This is a genomic window from Lactiplantibacillus sp. 30.2.29, assembly GCF_018991255.1.
GTDB classification, from domain to species: domain Bacteria; phylum Bacillota; class Bacilli; order Lactobacillales; family Lactobacillaceae; genus Lactiplantibacillus; species Lactiplantibacillus pentosus.
This window is the reverse complement of record NZ_JAGYGU010000010.1, coordinates 102802-121479: the sequence shown is the minus strand read 5'-3', so window position 1 is coordinate 121479 and position 18678 is coordinate 102802. Positions and strand designations below refer to the sequence as shown.

The window sequence follows — 18678 nt, the reverse complement described above, 5'->3', positions numbered from 1 at the left end:
CTATGAAAAAAAGGTATTTGAAAATCTTATTAATGGTTGTGGCAGCCTTTATCAGTTTGTCGGTTGATTTATTGATGTCTCATGCCGACTCAACGCGAAATGTGACGATTAAAAGCTTAAATGTGAAGGTTTATGATACGGATGCAAGTACTGCAGTTTCGATGCCAAACAGTGAATACTCGATTTCTTATGTTGATTCCGAAGGCCTTCAGCAATCCTTGACGTCTGGAGAGACTGATTCAGAAGGGCTAATTACTAATGTAGAATTGAAGGAAGTACCAACTACCGCGTCAAAGTTAGAAATCACGTATACGATGGGAAATGAAACACGCGGATATATTAAAAATTTATCCACCGACAAGCCATATACGATAACTTTTGGAAAGTCGATTCCTGAAGGCAATGTGATTAGTTACAAAACAAGCGCTCGATTTGCAACGAGCGGTGAGGCAAACTCCTATACTCTACACTATCTAGTAGCACGAATGAATTATTATTATAACGAGGTAGTCAATCAGACCACTCACGACATTCAGGTGGCACATGCAACTGATTCAAGCATTAGTGAATTTCGAAATCAGCCCATTAACTTGTACTATGAGCGTGGGAGTTTCGTTGATGTCGATAACGGTTTTTATCGAAATGGACATGACAGAAGTGGCGTAGCCGATATTGTTCTCTCTGATCACGCGAGTTTAAGTACATTTACTGATTACTATATTAAGCATGCAATTGCGCATGAATGGACACATTGGAATCTAGTTAGGACGGCTAATCTACCAAGTGGAAGCTATAAAAATCATTACTCGTATAATGAACAGACCACAACAAGTTATAAGGAGGGTGGACCAGCTTTTGTGGCTGACATGTTAACACATGAATATAGTCTTGCTGATGTTGATTCAGAAGCTCAAAATGATAACTATAATGGAGTCAATCGGTTATACGGTAAGTCAATAATTCGTACGGTTGAACAAGTTTTATATGATTTACTTGATGTTTCGTCCAATAATGAGAATGAGGACTATTTTGTGAGTGAAAGCTTGTTGAATACCGCTGATTATACAAATGAGCAAATTTCTGAAATTAACTTTGGAGTCTTATATGCGCAAATGATGCAATCAAAAGCTAAAAACCTTAGTGAGTTTTTGCAGTACATCCAAGAGAAGTACGTCACTAGTGATACAGACAAATCAAACTTTCAGCAAGTACTGACACTTAATGGCCTATCATCAACCGGTGACTTCACTTTAGACGCAGATGGCAATTTATTGACTGAATGAAACTGGGCATAATAGGGTAAGGGGAAATTTGTGCGGAGGTTTAATTTCAGAGGTACTAAAGTTAGGGGATGACAAGGATGCATAAGCGTCTAGGGTGGCTTCTTTTTGCGATGCTTATTGGTATGTGCGCTGTATTTTCGCTGAACGTAAAAGCGGATTCAACAACCCGAGATATAACAATTCAAAACTTGAATTTAAAAGTTTACGATAATGATAGTAGCACTGCTGTATCTATGCCGGATAGTGAATATTATATTTCGTATACTGATGATGACACAACAAAGATTGTGCTGAGTGGGTTGACGGATGCCAATGGCGCTATTGTCGATAAGGTTTTAAAGGACATTCCAAATAATGTAACAAAACTTAAGATATATTATACGCTTGGAAACTCGAACCGTGGGTATGTGCGCCATTCTGATGGACGTAAATATCAGTTTGTATTTACCAAGTCAATACCGGCGTCTGATTTGATCAATTACATGGCTAACACACGTTTTGGGAACAGTAGTGATTCTGAATCCTTTATCAGTAATTATGTGGCGTCACGAATAAATAATTACTATGTTCAGTCGATTGATTTCGTAAATCAAGCATTGTCAGCAGCTCAAACATACCAGCCTGATATTGATGATTTTCAGAGTAAGCCAATTGACATTTACTATCAACGAAACTTTTATTTGAATCAAGGCAACGCATATTATAATAATGGACACGATGGCAGTGGAATCCCCGATATTGTAATTGGAGATCGTACTGAAGAAAGTCATTTTACAGATGCATACCTGATGCATAATGTCATGCATGAATGGACTCACTGGAACATGCGGCAAACGGCACAATTAGGTGGTGGCAGTTATACGACGCACTATACGTATAATACCAACTTCAAGACAAGCTACAAAGAAGGTGTCGCATTGTTTGCCGGCGAAATGTTCGCCAAAAATTATGACTTGAGCACCTTTGATAATGAAATCCAAACTGATGACAGTAATGGAATTAATCGGTTATACGGCAAATCAACCAACCGGACTGTCCAATTGGTCTTGTATGATTTGTTAGACGAGACTTCTACAGGTGAAGATGAAAATTATAATATTAGTTCATCCATTCTACAGGGTCAATCCGTGACGACAGCACAACGTAATCAGATTAATTTTGGCTTATTATATGCAGAAATGATGCAGTCTAAAGCTAAAACCCTTAGCGAGTTCTTGCAGTATATCCAGGAGAAGTACGTCACTAGTGATACAGACAAAGCAAACTTTCAGCAAGTACTGACGATTAATGGCCTATCGTCTACTGGTGACTTTACTTTGGACGCGGACGGCAATCCATTAAGTGACTAGGACCGTTAGATTAGTGAACGATACTTGGTATTGCCATGTAATTTGCTTGTAATTTGCTTGTAATTTGCCATGCAATTCATTTTACAAAATCAGCCCAATCAAAAATCAGGATTCACAACCAATTAAGAGTTGTGAATCCTGATTTTTCAGTTATTATCGTTTTTGAATCGCCAACAGATACGGTGGGACGTGGACCTGATTGACGAATTGGTACTGAAGGACCTGGAATTGATGCTGGTCCAGACTTGTGGCGCAATCTAAGACCGCCTTAGCTTCAGCGGCGCCACCGGGGTGACCAGCGTAGACCAATAGAATAATCAGGCCATTGGTCACGAGCCGTTCTTGGATCGCTTTGATGGCGGTTAACGTGGTCGTCGGTTTCGTAATAATCGATTTGTCGCCACCGGGTAGGTAACCGAGGTTGAACACGGCACATTTAATCGGTTCATCCGCGGCAATCTTATCCGCAATGTGTTCGTGGCCGGTCTGCCAGAGCGTGGCCTGATGATTAAAGCCAGCTGCGGTCAATGCTTTGGTTGTCGCAGCGATGGCAGCGGGCTGAATGTCGAAGCCATCCACGTGTCCCGTCGTGCCGACTAGCTTGGCGAGATAGACCGTATCATGGCCGTTACCGACCGTGGCGTCAATCACGTGATCACCAGGATTGACGACTTGATTCATTAGCGCGTGGCTGAAAGCTAATGCCGAACTGAGTTGAATGAGAGTGACCCCCTTGATTAATTCGTTTGCTTAAGATGGTCGCTTGAGTGGTCCGTGTCGATAGGGGCCGCTCAAACGCGTACTTATATATAGTAAAACACTTCCCAGTAAAAGACCACCAATTGTATCGCTCGGATAGTGAACGCCAACGACGACGCGGCTAATCATCATTAGCAGGATTGCCGCACAACCGAGCACTGCGAGCAGATTTGTCTTGGGCTGGCGATGCCAATAATCGAACGCGAGCACGAGCAGGCTGCCGATTAAGACGGTAGTTGTCGTGGAGTGTCCGCTGGGGTAGCTGTAGCCGCCAATCTCCAGCAGGCGCCAGGCGGTTGGGCGTGGCCGCTGAATGACCTGTTTGACCAAGTAGTTGCCATAACCAGCCAAGATCCAGGTGTTTCCCCAGAAAAATAGGGTGGCGCGCTGGTCATGACGAAGCCAGATGGTCGCCCCAATCAGCAGTGTGATGAGCGTAATCGCGTGTGGATTGCCGAGTTGGGTGTAGCCGACCATTATTCGTTGAAACCACTGTGGGCTCGCATGCCAGAAGTTGGCGACGTGGGTGTCGAATTGGACTAGCCAGGTGGTCCGTTGCCAGACCGCGGCCGTCCAGCCTAACCAGATGAGAAAGATCACGGCCATTACCCAGTCGGAATGTCGCCAAGCGCGTTGTTTCAAAATGAATCCTCCAATGACTAATTTATTGAAATAATTATATCATTTTTGTGGCACACTTGATGATGAGTCGATGAGAATTTTTATGCCTGAGTCGGTCGCGACCCCTTGAAAAATGCGCGGTGGTTTGCTACTATGAAAACAATAACTTTACGACTCTGAGAAGGATTAGTAATCGGTGGTGTTTTACAGAAACTCCGTGGTGGTTGCAAACGGGGACTCACCAGCGACGAACTCACCTTTGAGTCATCCGGCTGAACGCACTTGTAGGTACGGACGTGGTTTCGCGTTAAGATTCCCAAGAAGCCACGATAACGTGGAATCATAGGTGGTACCGCGGAACCCGTTTTCGTCCTATAAGCATAATTGGCTTATAGGATTTTTTTGGTTTTTAACGGGCATTCGCAGATACTCAACCGACAGCTCATCTCACCGTCGCAATGCTAGCTTTACATACAAGGCAGCAAGAAAGGGGCACCATTATGGCATACAACCATAAAGTCATTGAACGCAAATGGCAACATTATTGGAAGGAAAACAAAACCTTCAAAACACTCGACACAACGGATAAGAAGAAGTATTACGCCTTAGACATGTTCCCATACCCATCGGGCCAAGGATTACACGTTGGACATCCAGAAGGCTATACCGCGACGGATATTATGTCACGGTTCAAGCGGATGCAAGGCTACAACGTCTTACATCCAATGGGGTGGGACGCATTCGGCCTTCCCGCAGAACAATATGCGCTCAAGACGGGCCACAACCCGAAGGACTTTACGGCTAAGAACATCAAAAACTTCAAACGCCAGATTCGCTCACTAGGTTTTTCATATGACTGGGACCGCGAAGTCAATACGACTGACCCTAGCTACTACAAGTGGACGCAGTGGATTTTTGAACAGCTCTACAAGAAGGGCTTAGCTTATGAATCTGAAACGTTAGTCAACTGGGCGCCTGACATGATGGGCGGGACCGTCGTTTCTAACGAAGAAGTTGTTGATGGCAAGACGGAACGTGGTGGTTACGACGTTTACCGGGTCCCAATGAAGCAATGGAGTCTCAAAATCACGGCTTACGCTGACCGGTTGATCGATGACTTGGATGACATCGACTGGCCAGAAAACATCAAGGAACAACAACGCAACTGGATTGGCCGTTCCGTTGGGGCCTCGATTCGTTTCAAAGTAGCCGACCAACCAGAAGACACGAAAATTGAAGTCTTCTCAACGCGCCCAGACACGTTATTTGGGGCCAGCTACATGGTCTTGGCACCAGAACACGACTTAGTTGAACAATTGACGACGCCCGAACAAGCGGATGCCATCGAAGCCTACAAGCAGAAGATCGCTAGCAAGTCTGACCTCGAACGGACTGACTTGAACAAGGACAAGACCGGGGTCTTCACTGGTAGTTACGGCATCAATCCAGTCAACGGTGAAAAGTTGCCAATCTGGATTGCTGATTACGTCCTGGCTTCATACGGGACGGGGGCAATCATGGCCGTGCCTGCTCACGATGATCGTGACTTTGAATTCGCCAAGAAGTTCGATTTGCCAATCAAACCAGTCATTGCTGGTGATAACGACTATGACCAACAAGCTTACACGGGTGATGGTGAACATATCAACTCTGGCTTTGTTGATGGCCTCGCTAAGCAACCTGCCATTGACAAGATGATCGACTGGTTAGGCGAACATCATGCCGGTGAAAAGAAGGTCAACTACCGCCTACGCGACTGGATCTTCTCACGGCAACGTTACTGGGGCGAACCAATTCCAGTTATTCACTGGGAAGACGGCGAGACGACCTTAGTTCCTGAAGATGAATTGCCATTACGTTTACCAGCAACGAAGAACCTGGAACCATCCGGGACGGGTGAAAGCCCACTCGCTAACATCGATGACTGGGTAAACGTGGTCGACGAAAATGGTCGGAAGGGTAAACGTGAAACTAATACGATGCCACAATGGGCGGGGAGTTCATGGTACTTCCTGCGCTACGTTGATCCACATAACCGTGAAGCCTTAGCCGATTACGACAAGCTGAAGTACTGGTCACCAGTTGACTTGTATGTCGGTGGCGCTGAACATGCCGTCTTGCATTTACTCTATGCCCGTTTCTGGCACAAGTTCTTGTATGACTTAGGCGTTGTCCCAACCAAGGAGCCATTCCAGAAGTTAGTCAACCAAGGGATGATTCTTGGGGACAACCACGAAAAGATGTCCAAGTCACGCGGTAACGTGGTCAATCCAGATGACATCGTTGACCAATATGGTGCCGATACGCTGCGGTTATACGAAATGTTCATGGGACCGTTGGAAGCTTCAATTCCGTGGAGTACCGATGGGTTACACGGTGCCAATAAGTGGATCGAACGGGTTTGGCGGTTAATGATTGACGAAAACAACCGCGTCCGTGACCGGGTCACGACCATCAATGACGGTAAACTCACTAAGGTTTACAATGAAACGGTCAAGAAGGTCACCGAAGACTACGAGGCAATGCGGTTTAACGTCGCCATCTCACAGATGATGGTCTTCGTGAACGAAGCCTACAAGGTAGACGATTTGCCAATCATTTATATTGAAGGATTCGTTAAACTTCTGTCACCAATCGCGCCACACTTGTGTGAAGAATTATGGTCACTATTAGGCCATGACGACACCATCACGTACGCGGCTTGGCCAACTTATGATGAATCTAAGTTGGTTGAAGACACGGTCGAAGTGGTCCTACAAGTTAATGGTAAAGTCCGTTCCCACGCAAAGGTTGCGAAGGATATGGGCAAAGACGAGCTTGAAAAATTAGCGCTCGCCGACGACAAGATTCAGGAATTCACTGCCGGCAAGACTGTCCGGAAAGTCATCGCCATTCCTGGCAAGTTAGTCAACGTGGTTGCTAACTAGTTCGACTGATTGACACTACAATTAGATTGAATGAATCGTGGTACTGACCCGTTGGGGTTGGGGCCACGATTTTTTTGATTGAATCGGGTGCCATTAGTCGGTATTCGCCGCGCCTTTGTTCGGTGAACAATGGTTCGTTGGCTGGAAGTCGCCGGTTTTTACGTGTGCCAGAGGTGCATTCGTTGGTCAATGGGTATCGACGCTACTATGCTGGATGTGGTGGCGTTCGGAGAAAAATGTGTTTGTTTTTAAGTATTGATGATGATTGAGAGCTGTCGATTACTAAGGTCAAGGGCCGCCAGCTGAGAATGACTGGAAACAGTGCGAGTTATCGTAAACCTGCCGTGATAAGTTCGTCCTAGACTGGTTTCCAGGCATTCTGGACAATGGCCAAAACGTGGTGGACACAGATTTAAGCCGACAACCCACGTCTTAAATACTGGTCTTTCACGTTAGCTACAATATTGCCAAACATGTTCGGGTCAGGCAGGGACTTCCAGTTAGCTATGCCAGAACGCCAAGCGGAAATACGCCGCTAATCCTCAGTCCCAACCCGTCTGAACCTCACAGGCTGAAAATACTTGGCCTTGCCCAGAATACCTTCCAGCCGGGATGGTATTCGAAAGGCAGACATGTGCGGACCCAATTTTTTGTTGGATTAGTTGTTGGTCCTTAGATACAGAGTCATTTTGATAGTCAACTGTCAGACTGGTTCTAACGAGTGCTAAATTTATATCCATGTTTTAAGGCTTCTAACCAAGCATTTTCACTGAACTCGTCAGAATTTTCTCTAGTCGTCTGAGATAACAAAGTTTTGAACTGTAAGCGAAGGCATTTTATCGACTAATTTCAACACTCGGTACCATTTAAATTAGTAAATAACGTTCAGGAAATCTTTTTAGTATACAAATGACACAAAGCATCATCAATACCAATTGAAAGTTTTCCTGAAGGGCCGGTCTCCTAATATTCAGTGGTCAATTGTACCCAGATAGGTAGTCGTTCATCCGCCATTCGAGCGGGTTCCCGACCGGAGGGGCTGGCTGACAATGCTCAAGGGCGAAATTCTTCTTGTCCGGGTGGGGTTCCCGGGCTAGAAGAAGACTCGTATTTGAAATTGCGCAGTGGGTTTCTGCGTGAGTTCAAATCGATGTCCGCCCTGTTCCAGCGTTGTCAGCCAGCCCCGGAGGTCGGAATATGGCGCGCCTCGGCTGACGAACAGGAATCTAAACTGGCACATTTGAATCATGATTCAAGGGACACCAGTTTTCAATCGTAAGTGGTAACAAGTTATTCGGTATCATTAAAGTTCAGTTAAACTCTGGCATAAGGCTGGAATTGAATTGCAACTTGCTTGTTTTTCATCTAAAATGATTAGGATTGAATTAAGAAAGTGGGTTACGAACATGTCTGAGGAATCAAAAGCTAATCAGCCCAAGACAACACACGTGAACTCCGAAGCTGAAGCGCACCAAAAGATGGTCCGGGGCTCAGCTTGGATGACGGCTGGGAGCCTCTTTTCACGGGTTCTGGGAGCCATTTACATTATCCCGTGGGTGATCTGGATGGGCGCGGATTATACGCAAGGAAACGCCCTCTATGCCAAAGGGTATAATATTTATAGTTTTTTCTTACTGATTGCTATCGGGGGGATTCCGTCCGCGATTTCCAAGCAGCTTTCCGAATATAATGCGATGAACGAGTATGCAGTTGGGCAGCGGTTGTTCAAACGGGGCTTGTTGTTGACGTCCGCGTTTGGGATCGTTGGTGCGATTATTTTGTGGTTCGGGGCCGGCGCGATTTCGACGGCGTTCGGGGGCTACGATGCCAACTTGATTCCAGTTCTACATGCACTGGCAATCGCCCTGGTCATCTTGCCGTCCATGTCGTTGACGCGCGGTTTTTTCCAGGGGTACCAGCAGATGGCGCCGTCTGCGATTTCACAATTTGTGGAGCAAGTGTTCCGCGTCATTTACATGTTGGGTGCTACTTACTTTATCATGCGCGTGGCTCACGGTGACTGGGTCGATGCGGTCACCCAGTCCACGTTTGCGGCCTTTGTCGGTGCGGCAGCGAGTTTCTTACTGTTAGGTTGGTACTATTTCCGCAAGCGACCGGAATTGAATGCATTGGCCGCCCAGAGTGAGAATCAACTAGTGATTCCTGTTTGGCAGTTGTTCCGCGACATCATTATTCAAGCGATTCCGTTTATCGTTATTGATACGGCGACGACGGTCTTCAACTTGTTGGACCAAGCGACGTTCCAGCCAATGATGCGCCTTATTTTCCATTTAGGCACCAAACAAATCGATACCTTGTACGCTTACTTTGCGTTTAACGCCAATAAACTGGTTATGATTATCGTCTCATTGGCCTCCGCGATTGCGGTCACGGTCGTTCCGATTTTATCTGAATCGTTAGCCAGTCATAATATGCGTAATATTCGTAAACAACTGGAAGATTCCATTATCCTGTTCCTATTTATCATGATTCCAGGGGCGTTAGGAATGGCTGCGGTGGCGCAACCACTGAACACGCTGTTCTATAGTTACGACCAGATTGGCACGTTGATTTTACAGATTTCGGCGTTTACGGCGATTGCCCTCGGGTTCTTCACGGTGATTTCAGCGCTGATGCAAGGCTTGTCACGAAATCGGGACATTATCCGGTACTATCTGATTGGCTTATTGGTCAAGATCATTATTCAGTTCCCATGTATTTACTTCCTGTCGACGGCCGGTCCATTAGTGGCGACTGCAATCGGGATGATGGTCGCAAGTCTGATGGCAATGTACGATTTGGAAGTCAACTTTGGTATTCGGTACGTCAAGTTATTGCCAAAAATCAACCGAATTTTGGTCTATTCAATTTTGACATACGCCACTGCACGGCTGGTCGTTTACGGTCTAAACTTCATTTTGAATGAACATAGTAAGACCCAGTCGTTCTTGATCGTTGCACTGGCTGTTATCGCCGGTGGGGCAGTCTACGTTTATTTGGCGCTGCGCTCACGGATGGCAGACTTGATGATTGGGACCAAGGCGGCCGGTTTACGACGGAAACTAAGAATTAAATAGGTGAATTATGCGAGTAGATAAATTTTTACATGCAATGCGAATCGGAACACGGACTCAGGTGCGGCGCTTGATCAAGGATGGTCATATCACCGCAAATGGCGAACCTGTGATTTCGGGCAAACAACAGATTGATCCCGGCAACGATGCGGTCTTTTTAGACGACGCGCCGGTCCGGTATCAACAATATTTTTATTATGTGATGAACAAGCCGGTCGGGGTGATTACGGCGACGACGGATGCTTCGGCCAAAACGGTCATGGATCTCTTCAATACGACTGATTTCCGCGATGACTTATTTCCAGTCGGACGCTTGGACAAGGATACGGAGGGCATCTTGGTGATTACCAATGATGGGGCTTTGTCTCACGACCTCTTATCGCCCAATCACCACGTCACGAAAGTTTATCAGGCTGAAGTGACTGGTGAGATTACAGCGGCCCAACTGGCTGCATTTAATGACGGTATCACGTTGAAGGATGGCACTGAATTGCAGCCAGCTCAAGCAGAAATCATTCAGTTCCATGAGATTGAGAACTTTACCACGATTGAAATCAAGATTCATGAAGGTAAGTATCACCAAGTCAAACGAATGGTCGGGACTCTCGGTGAACGGGTCGTCGGTTTACGCCGCATCAAATTCGGGTCACTGACGTTGCCGGTTGGCTTGTTGGCGGGGAACTATCGCGCGCTGACGGACGATGAAGTCGCTGCTTTGAAGGCGGACGCGCATCAACCAGTCGGCGAATAAGTCGGGTACAGAGACCTGTACGACACTGCGGTCGGTTCGTCAGATATTTTAATGAGAGACAAAAGGCCGTTTCAAGTGTGTATGCTTGAAACGGCCTTTTAGTCTGTCGGCGATTAAAGGGTGTGTCAACCTGCGAGCCCCAAATGACGCCCAGTACGCGACCGGTTCAGGTGATTAGTAGGCTGCGAGTGAGTCGTTGTAGTCAGTGAACCCATTTGCAAAAAAATCAACCAGTTGCTCGTCAGCACTAGGATTCGGCGGGGGTCTCCTGACTGAAGCGGTGCATATAGCGCGGAATTTGGGCGCTGATTTGGTGCGGTAAGACGACGTAGCGGGTCGCAGCGAGGTCGTCGGCGATCGCACTGTGTAAGTAGACGGCGCTCAAAATAGCATTGGTGAAGTTGTCGAACTGGCCGACGAAGCCACCAATCATACCGGCGAGGGTGTCGCCCATCCCTCCCGTTGCCATGGCGGGCGTGCCACCCGGATTGAACCAGACGCGTTCGTTGGTGTAGACCGTTGTGCGGTGGGCTTTAACGACCGCGGTCACGCCGAGTCGTTGTTGGGCGTCATGGTTGGCGGTCGGGGTCTGATCCTTGATGGCAATGCCACTCAAGCGTTGCCATTCCATCTGATGAGGCGTCACCACGATGTCAGTCGCTGGTAGCGCCCGCGAGTGTTGCGCCAGTAAAGTTAGCGCCGAACCGTCGAGCACGAGTCGCTGGGGGGCGTGCGCCGCCGTCAGCACCGTGCTGAGTAATTGATCGGCGACCGTATCCGTTCCCAGTCCCGGTCCAATCACGATCACGTCCATTCCAGCTAATAGTTGGAGCAGGGCATCCGTTTGATGATAGTCCATGACCATTGCTTCGGGGAGTTGGGCGTGCAGACTTGTAAAGTTAGTTGGGTCGGTGGCGACGGTCACGAGTCCCGCGCCACTATAAGTTGCGGCCGTCGCTGCCATGATGATGGCGCCACCAAAATTCTGGTTGCCACCAATCAACATGACGCGGCCATAAGTGCCTTTATAAGAATCGGCCGGCCGTTTAATGATCGTCCGACTGACAATTTCAGTTGTAATGGGTTGCATCAGGTTGCCAGCTTTCTAAATTTGATTGATTGAGATACGGCCACGTTTGCCAGTGATATTGTGACGTCAAAATGCAGTTGCGATGGCATTTAGTCGCATTGGTGGCCGCACCTGCGTATACTTTGAGTATACCATTTTCTAAAAGCCGTTACTTACGATTATTAAGTTACCGCGAGCTATGATAAAATTAAGATAACAACAGTGGTTGCGTTTTAATATGCTGAAGTGCGCGACCGAATATCTGGGAGGATTTTGACATGTCAGTTGATTGGAAAAATGAAGCGACAAAGCACCAAGAAGATTATTTAGCAGATTTGACCACGATGCTCCGGGTACCAAGTTTTAGAGATGATAGTCAGGCGACCGATGACGCCCCACTTGGACCAGGCCCTAAACAAGCGTTAACGACGTTTTTGGCGATTGCCGAACGGGATGGCTTCAAGACGAAGAACATCGATAACCTCGTTGGCTATGCTGAAATCGGTGAAGGTGATGAAACCTTAGCAATTTTAGCCCACGTCGATGAAATGCCCGCCGGAAATGGTTGGGATACTGATCCATTCGAACCAACCATCAAGGACGGCAAGATGTATGCCCGCGGTGTTTCTGATGATAAGGGTCCCGGAATGGCCGCCTATTACGGCTTGAAAATCGTCAAGGAACTCGGTTTGAAGCTCAACAAGAAGATTCGGTTCATTGTTGGGACGGACGAAGAAAGTAATTGGACTGGGATGAAACGGTACTTTGAAGTTGAACCTGCGCCAACCTTGGGCTTCTCACCTGACGCGATGTTCCCATTGATCAATGGTGAAAAAGGGAATGTGAGTCTGCAACTGCAATTCGGCCATGAAGATGGTGGCGACTTCAACCTCGTTTCCTTCGATGCTGGCTTACGGGAAAACATGGTACCACGTGACGCCGAAGCTATCGTGTCAACGAGTGACAACGAACAATTTGCGGCTGATTTTACCGCGTTTTTAGACCAACAACCAGTCACTGGTGAATTGACTGTCGTTCCAGAAGGTGTCAAGTTGGAAGTGGTCGGCAAGGCTGCGCATGGGATGGAACCACGTAACGGCATCAACGCCGGCACTTATCTCGCAACTTTCTTAACCAACTATGCGTTTGGTGACGATGCGGCTGCCTTCCTGGACTTCATCGCGCACAAATTACACGATGATTCACGGGCTAAAGAACTCGGATTGGCGTATACGGATGACGTGATGGGTGACTTAACGATGAACGTAGGGTTACTCAGTTTCGACCATCAAAAGGGTGGCCAAGTAACTTTGAACTTCCGCTATCCTAAGGGCATCGAACCAGCCGACTTGACGGCCAAAGTGCAAGCCCAATTACCAGCCGGTGCGACGGTCAGCCAAGGGGACTTTATGGTACCGCACTATGTTGATCCTGAAGACCCAATCGTTAAGGATTTAATGGACGTTTATCGCCGTCAGACCGGTGATACGGCCTCACAACCACAAATCGTCGGTGGTGGGACTTACGGCCGGATGATGGCACGTGGGGTCGCTTTTGGTGCCTTGTTCCCTGATACCGAAGACACGATGCATCAAGCCAATGAATTCCAGCCAATCGATGAATTAATGGCAGCAATGGCCATTTATGCGGAATCAATCGCCGTTTTAGCGACGGATAAATAATTGATGCTAGGCTGCCATATGTTTGCGGCAGCTGCGGTGATGATGCGTGTCGGTTACGGATAAACGATGAATTTGAAAGGAGTGTCGACGAATGAGTCTCGTACAGCGAATTTTAGTGGGAATTGATACCAGTCACCAATCTCAGGTGGCCTTGCAAAAAGCGATTACGATTGCTCTTGAGCAACAGGCCGCGCTGGATATTGTGACGGTGATCAATACTGAAAAGTTTATTGGGCTGACTCAGGGGCCGATGGGTTTTGGCGCGACCACACCGCAGTCATTGAATGAACTGACGACGATGTTGAAAGCCAACCTCGCAAAGGCCCGTCAGCAAGCAGTGGATGCGGGTGTCACGGATGTCCGGGTTCACTTGCATTCGGGTAACTCCAAGCTGTTACTGGCGACGACGCTCCCTGAACGCTATGGCACTGATTTAATCGTCATTGGCGCGACCGGTTTGAATAATGTGGCCCGGGTACTGATTGGCTCCAATGCGGCCTATGTGATTCGCAACGCCGCCTGTGATACGTTGGTCGTTCGAACTGACGAAGATCAGCAGCCGGTCAAATTCAGCAAGCGTTCGACGCGCCGACTTTAATTTGAATTAGCTTCACTTGTTCACTCAAGAGTGGCAATCATTTCAATTTGAGATGGTTGCCACTCTTTTTTTGCTGTAGTGCCGTGTGTTTACGACTGGTGATAAGTGCCCCGACGTTTTGAAACGAGCGACTTTTCAGAATTTAGTTAAGGAGTGGGCACCTGAACTTTAATGATGTTTATGAAAAAAATACATAACCCATACGTTATTTTTACATTATGCTAACAGTTCTGATACGTTGGTCTGTCATGATTTAAGAGTAAGTTAAATCAATGACAAATCAAAGGGTAATGCGAGGGGATAACACTATGGGAATTGAGTTACAAAGCGTCACGAAAGCTTATGACAAGAATGAACAACCAGTCTTGCACGATGTTAATGCTGAGATTCAAGATGGGGAGTTGTTGGTCATTGTCGGGCCATCCGGTTGTGGTAAGAGCACGCTGTTACGCATGATTGCGGGGATTATTCCAATCACAAGTGGGCGACTCCTGATCAACAACCAAGTGATGAATGCCGTACCACCAAAGGACCGCCAGTTATCGATGGTCTTTCAAAGTTATGCGCTGTATCCATTTCTAACGGTTGCCGACAACGTGGCATTCGGATTGCGCGCACGTAAAATGCCCGTTGAAGAAATCGAGCAACGGGTCAATGATGCCTTGAACATGGTTAACTTAACCGCCTTTCGTGACCGCAAGCCACGTGAATTGTCTGGTGGACAACGACAACGGGTGGCCCTGGCGCGTGCAATTGCCAGTGATTCTAAGATTTGTTTGATGGACGAGCCGCTCTCCAATTTGGATGCCCAACTGCGCGTTCGGATGCGTGCTGAGATTCGTGAATTACAGCGAAAGCTAGGCCTGACTTTGATTTACGTGACCCATGACCAGACTGAAGCGATGACGATGGCTGACCACGTGATGGTCTTAAATGACCACCATGTCCAACAAATCGATACGCCATTAGATATCTACAATCATCCGGCCAACCATTTTGTGGCGCAATTCTTTGGGACGCCCCAAATCAATTTGTTAACCGCAACTACGATGTCGAGCAAAGCAACCCGTGAATTACAAGTGGCGGAAGGGTTCCAAGTCACTTTAGAACGGCCAATCACCGTCGGCACGTACACGGTCGGGATTCGGCCTAATCAACTGGTCGCGACCCCAGTTGCCGCAAATGAAGGTAATGCGACCGTCGTGAACGTGGAAGCTTTAGGTGAGACGACGATCATTGAAGCGATGGCCGACAATGGCAAAGCCCTGCGAATCGTTCAAGCTGGACAAGTTCAACTACCACTAGATCAGCGCATTGCGGTCACAGTCAGTGGTAAAGTCTTTATCTTTGATGAACACGAACAATTAATTGCAGAAGAAGGGGGTGCAACCAGTGATCAATTCGTTTCCGTCCATTAAGCGACGTCCTAAACCGGGACTGTCACCAGAGTCCAACGACCAGGCACAGGCCCAACCGGTCAGCTTTGAGCTCAAGCGCAACGATAAGTATTATGCATGGCTGTTTTTAGGCCCATCACTGTTGTTACTCAGCATCTTCGTCTTTTATCCGATGTTACGGACCTTTTATCTCAGCCTCTTTTTGACCAATTCATTTGGGGAACCGACCGTGTTCGTCGGGCTCCAAAATTACATTCATTTGTTGCGTACGAAGAGTTACTTGGCCAGTTTGCAGGCCACCGGACTCTACGTCGTTGGTGTGACGGTCTTTACCTTGATTGGTGGCTTATTGTTAGCGGCCGTCGCCAACCAAAAAGTGCGGGGTATCGAGTTCTTTCGGACGATTTTTACATCGACAATGGGGGTCTCGGTCTCGGTCTCAGCCATTTTCTGGTTATTCATGTTTAATCCGTCAATTGGGGTTCTCAACAAAGTGGCACTTTGGCTGCATTTACCGGCCGTTAATTGGCTGACGGAGCCACATTGGGCGATGGTCGCTGTCATCATGACCAGCGTCTGGATGCACCTGGGCTTTACTTTTTTGATTTTCTTTGGTGCGCTTCAATCAGTGCCCAAGACGTTATATGATGCTGCAGATGTGGCTGGTACGAATCGACGTTACCAGTTCCTGCACATTACGCTACCGATGATTTCGCCAACGCTATTCTTCGTGGCCGTGATCACATTGATTTCAGCCTTCAAAAGTTTTGGCTTGATTGATTTGATGACTGCTGGTGGCCCAACCAACGCGACGAATTTACTCGTGTATCGTATTTATCAAGATGCCTTCGTGGACGGTAATTACGCCTTAGCAAGTACCGAGTCAATCGTCTTAGCGGTCATCATTGCTGCTATCACGGTGGTTCAATTCAAACTTTTAGCAAAGCGGGTGAACTATTAATGGAAAATACATTAGGCCATCAAGCCATCGTCCGGCGGCGGGTAGCACTAGCTTTAAAATATCTGGTACTCAGCGTGTTAGCCCTGATCATTATCTTGCCCTTTATCTTAGGGCTCTGGACGAGTTTCTTACCAACGACTGCCATCGCCAAAGGGTCGTTGAGCGGGGTGATGTCCTGGCAGAATTACCATGAAGCCTTCACTCAAACGCCAATATTGCGCTATTTGTTCAATAGTTTGGTGATTTCGTTGATCCAGATGTTTGCACACTTATTCTTCGCGTCTATTGCAGCCTACGCCTTTGTGTTCTTGGAATTTAAGTACCGGGATCAGCTCTTCTACGTGGTCCTGGCGACGATGATGCTGCCATTTGAAGCCGAGGTCATTCCTAATTTCCACACCGTCCGTGCCATGCACTTGTTGGACCACTATGCGGTGATGGTAATTCCATTTTTGACCTCCGCATTTGGGATTTTTATGTTGCGGCAAGCGTTCAAACAGATTCCATGGGACTTAAAAGAGGCCGCGGATGTCGATGGTTTATCCCACTGGCAATTTTATCGTAAGGTCGCGCTACCATATTCGCGAATCAGTCTATTGACGTTAGCCGCCTACAGTTTCTTAGGAAGTTGGAACCAATACTTGTGGCCAATGTTGACGACGTTCTCGAATCGTTTACGGCCGGTGCAAGATGGCCTGCGTCAATTGCATTCTGAAGAAACGGCGACTAATTGGGCCTGGTCCAAGCCAGTGCTGCCATCGTCGTCATTCCGACATTAATCGTCCTATTCTGGGGGCAACATTACTTTAAATCTGGATTGAACGAGGGCTCAGTGAAATGATGAAAATGATGCACAAATGGCGGTGGTCCTGGCAATGGGGACTCGGATTAGTTGTTCTGGTACTCGCGCTGGGGGCCTTCGCCTATAATCGCAGTCAGGTGCAAGCCAATACTGGCCGCATCAAAGTCGTCTTTTGGCATGAAATGAAGGGACCCGGCCAAAAGGCAATCGATGCCTATGTCAAAGCCTTTAATCAGCAGCAGTCTAAATATGAAGTGGTCGCTGAATTCGAAGGCGGCTACAACGGCTTCATTCAGAAGATTCTCAATACGCACGGGACCGCGGCATCGCCAGCGTTGTTCCAATCGATGGACATCTCGACGAGTCAGATGTATCATAGTGGTTTTACCACGCCGATGCAAAAGTTCATCGACCGTGATGGCTATGATGCCAGTCAGATTATTCCAGGGGCAAAGGCTATCGTGATGCGTAAGGACCAATTATTAGCGATGCCGTTCAACGCCTCCCAAACTGCCCTCTATTACAACAAAGCGGTGCTGCGGAAGTACGGCATTACACCACCACCTGTCGATCCAACCTATGATGATATCACGCGGGTCGCCAAAGCGATTCATGATAAATCACATGGCGAAGTGAAGGGGATGACCATGGAGGCCTACTCATGGCTCTTCGAACAACTCGTGGCCAATGCAGGCGTTCCAGTCGCTAATCATGATAATGGTCACACCGGTAATGCGACGAAGGTCAACTTTACGAGTCCCGCCGCCATCAATGCCATGAAGTGGGTCAAAGAAAATATTGATTACGGTGACTTCATGAACTTTGGTTCCGGTGGTAATGCGGCCGCCAATGAAGCAGCTTCCTTCTTATCGGGGCACCTTGGGATTTTCATGCAGTCATCAGCGAAGACCGGCCAACTCTATCAAGTCTTGAAGAACGACCTCGGCGTCACATACTTCCCACGGCCAAATGGTCAAAAGGCCAACGGAATTGCTGTTGGGGGAGCAGCGCTGTGGATCGCAAATGACAAGCCTAGTGCTGTTCAAGACGGGGCTTGGGAATTCACCAAGTATTTGACTAGTCCGAAAGTCCAAGCGGATTGGCAGGCCAAGACCGGCTACTTAGCTGTTAATAAGGATGCCAAGGATGAACCAACACTGAAGAAGCTCTTCAAGAAGTCACCAGTGTTGGAAGTCTCTGGGAATCAAATGGCTCGCACCAAACCTAATAATACCAACTCGGGTGTCTTTGTGGACGGATGGGTGCCAGCGCGGACCGCCATTCAAAATGCGATGCAACAAATTTTTGCGGGTCAAGATATTCGTAAATCTTTGCAAACAGCTGAAAATACTTACAATCAAGTGTTAGAATCAAATAACCGTGCAAACGGTCGTCATTAATCGAA

13 protein-coding genes, 1 pseudogene and 1 other annotated feature are annotated in these 18678 nt (G+C 47.5%); of the genes and pseudogenes, 11 read left to right on the top strand and 3 right to left on the bottom strand.

Annotated features, from left to right (window positions below):
• Nucleotides 1-1283 (top strand): hypothetical protein (locus KGF65_RS07335; RefSeq protein ID WP_216748260.1); only part of this gene is annotated, 1283 nt, incomplete at its 5' end.
• Nucleotides 1284-1360: 77 nt separating this feature from the next.
• Entirely contained in the window at nucleotides 1361-2632 is a 1272-nt protein-coding gene (locus tag KGF65_RS07330; RefSeq protein ID WP_105923591.1) for a hypothetical protein, read from the top strand.
• 153 nt (nucleotides 2633-2785) lie between these two features.
• Here the strand turns inward: KGF65_RS07330 and KGF65_RS07325 are convergent, their stop codons facing one another.
• Both KGF65_RS07325 and KGF65_RS07320 read right to left on the bottom strand, forming a co-directional pair.
• Nucleotides 2786-3313, bottom strand: coding sequence for a class I SAM-dependent methyltransferase (locus KGF65_RS07325; protein ID WP_216748259.1), 528 nt, complete (start codon nucleotides 3311-3313; stop codon nucleotides 2786-2788).
• 69 nt (nucleotides 3314-3382) lie between these two features.
• Nucleotides 3383-4033, bottom strand: coding sequence for a phosphatase PAP2 family protein (locus KGF65_RS07320; RefSeq protein ID WP_105923590.1), 651 nt, complete (start codon nucleotides 4031-4033; stop codon nucleotides 3383-3385).
• A 146-nt stretch (nucleotides 4034-4179) separates the two neighbouring features.
• Nucleotides 4180-4390 (top strand) — a binding site (T-box leader).
• Nucleotides 4391-4512: 122 nt separating this feature from the next.
• Between KGF65_RS07320 and leuS the strand changes: the two genes are divergently transcribed.
• The 3 genes from leuS to KGF65_RS07305 all read left to right on the top strand — a co-directional run bounded on the left by leuS (nucleotide 4513) and on the right by KGF65_RS07305 (nucleotide 10764).
• On the top strand, nucleotides 4513-6939 hold the full coding sequence (leuS, locus tag KGF65_RS07315) for a leucine--tRNA ligase (protein WP_105923589.1): 2427 nt from the start codon (nucleotides 4513-4515) through the stop codon (nucleotides 6937-6939).
• Between the two features lie 1406 nt (nucleotides 6940-8345).
• Nucleotides 8346-10016: a polysaccharide biosynthesis protein gene (locus KGF65_RS07310; protein ID WP_050340227.1), complete on the top strand. Its 1671-nt coding sequence runs from the start codon at nucleotides 8346-8348 to the stop codon at nucleotides 10014-10016.
• 7 nt (nucleotides 10017-10023) lie between these two features.
• A complete protein-coding gene (locus KGF65_RS07305) occupies nucleotides 10024-10764 on the top strand; it encodes a pseudouridine synthase (RefSeq protein ID WP_003638377.1) in 741 nt (246 codons plus the stop codon).
• Between the two features lie 247 nt (nucleotides 10765-11011).
• On the opposite strand, the gene KGF65_RS07300 is transcribed toward KGF65_RS07305, so the two are convergent.
• Nucleotides 11012-11854 (bottom strand): NAD(P)H-hydrate dehydratase, encoded by an 843-nt coding sequence (locus tag KGF65_RS07300; RefSeq protein ID WP_088769737.1) that lies wholly within the window; start codon nucleotides 11852-11854, stop codon nucleotides 11012-11014.
• A 257-nt stretch (nucleotides 11855-12111) separates the two neighbouring features.
• Here KGF65_RS07300 and pepV point away from each other — a divergent pair, with 257 nt between their 5' ends.
• From pepV to KGF65_RS07270, 6 genes and pseudogenes are all read left to right on the top strand, one after another.
• A complete protein-coding gene (gene pepV / locus KGF65_RS07295; protein ID WP_101873773.1) occupies nucleotides 12112-13515 on the top strand; it encodes a dipeptidase PepV in 1404 nt (467 codons plus the stop codon).
• A gap of 91 nt (nucleotides 13516-13606) precedes the next feature.
• A complete protein-coding gene (locus KGF65_RS07290; protein WP_105923588.1) occupies nucleotides 13607-14113 on the top strand; it encodes a universal stress protein in 507 nt (168 codons plus the stop codon).
• 308 nt (nucleotides 14114-14421) lie between these two features.
• Nucleotides 14422-15531 (top strand): ABC transporter ATP-binding protein, encoded by a 1110-nt coding sequence (locus tag KGF65_RS07285; protein ID WP_216748258.1) that lies wholly within the window; start codon nucleotides 14422-14424, stop codon nucleotides 15529-15531.
• Nucleotides 15506-16471: a carbohydrate ABC transporter permease gene (locus KGF65_RS07280; RefSeq protein ID WP_088769734.1), complete on the top strand. Its 966-nt coding sequence runs from the start codon at nucleotides 15506-15508 to the stop codon at nucleotides 16469-16471. The genes KGF65_RS07285 and KGF65_RS07280 overlap by 26 nt, the downstream gene beginning before the upstream one ends.
• Nucleotides 16471-17312, top strand: a pseudogene (locus tag KGF65_RS07275) (carbohydrate ABC transporter permease). The gene KGF65_RS07280 and the pseudogene KGF65_RS07275 overlap by 1 nt, the downstream one beginning before the upstream one ends.
• Nucleotides 17309-18673, top strand: coding sequence for an ABC transporter substrate-binding protein (locus KGF65_RS07270; RefSeq protein ID WP_216748257.1), 1365 nt, complete (start codon nucleotides 17309-17311; stop codon nucleotides 18671-18673). Before KGF65_RS07275 ends, KGF65_RS07270 begins: the two are co-directional and overlap by 4 nt.
• The last annotated feature ends 5 nt before the right edge of the window (nucleotides 18674-18678 follow it).

Bases quoted from the DNA above. Each gene is read 5' to 3' on its own strand.
- KGF65_RS07305 (WP_003638377.1), top strand. From the start codon at position 10,024: ATGCGAGTAGATAAATTTTTACATGCAATGCGAATCGGAACACGGACT.
- KGF65_RS07330 (WP_105923591.1), top strand. From the start codon at position 1,361: ATGCATAAGCGTCTAGGGTGGCTTCTTTTTGCGATGCTTATTGGTATG.
- KGF65_RS07270 (WP_216748257.1), top strand. From the start codon at position 17,309: ATGATGAAAATGATGCACAAATGGCGGTGGTCCTGGCAATGGGGACTC.
- KGF65_RS07300 (WP_088769737.1), bottom strand. From the start codon at position 11,854: ATGCAACCCATTACAACTGAAATTGTCAGTCGGACGATCATTAAACGG.
- leuS (WP_105923589.1), top strand. From the start codon at position 4,513: ATGGCATACAACCATAAAGTCATTGAACGCAAATGGCAACATTATTGG.
- KGF65_RS07310 (WP_050340227.1), top strand. From the start codon at position 8,346: ATGTCTGAGGAATCAAAAGCTAATCAGCCCAAGACAACACACGTGAAC.
- KGF65_RS07285 (WP_216748258.1), top strand. From the start codon at position 14,422: ATGGGAATTGAGTTACAAAGCGTCACGAAAGCTTATGACAAGAATGAA.
- KGF65_RS07325 (WP_216748259.1), bottom strand. From the start codon at position 3,313: ATGAATCAAGTCGTCAATCCTGGTGATCACGTGATTGACGCCACGGTC.
- pepV (WP_101873773.1), top strand. From the start codon at position 12,112: ATGTCAGTTGATTGGAAAAATGAAGCGACAAAGCACCAAGAAGATTAT.
- KGF65_RS07290 (WP_105923588.1), top strand. From the start codon at position 13,607: ATGAGTCTCGTACAGCGAATTTTAGTGGGAATTGATACCAGTCACCAA.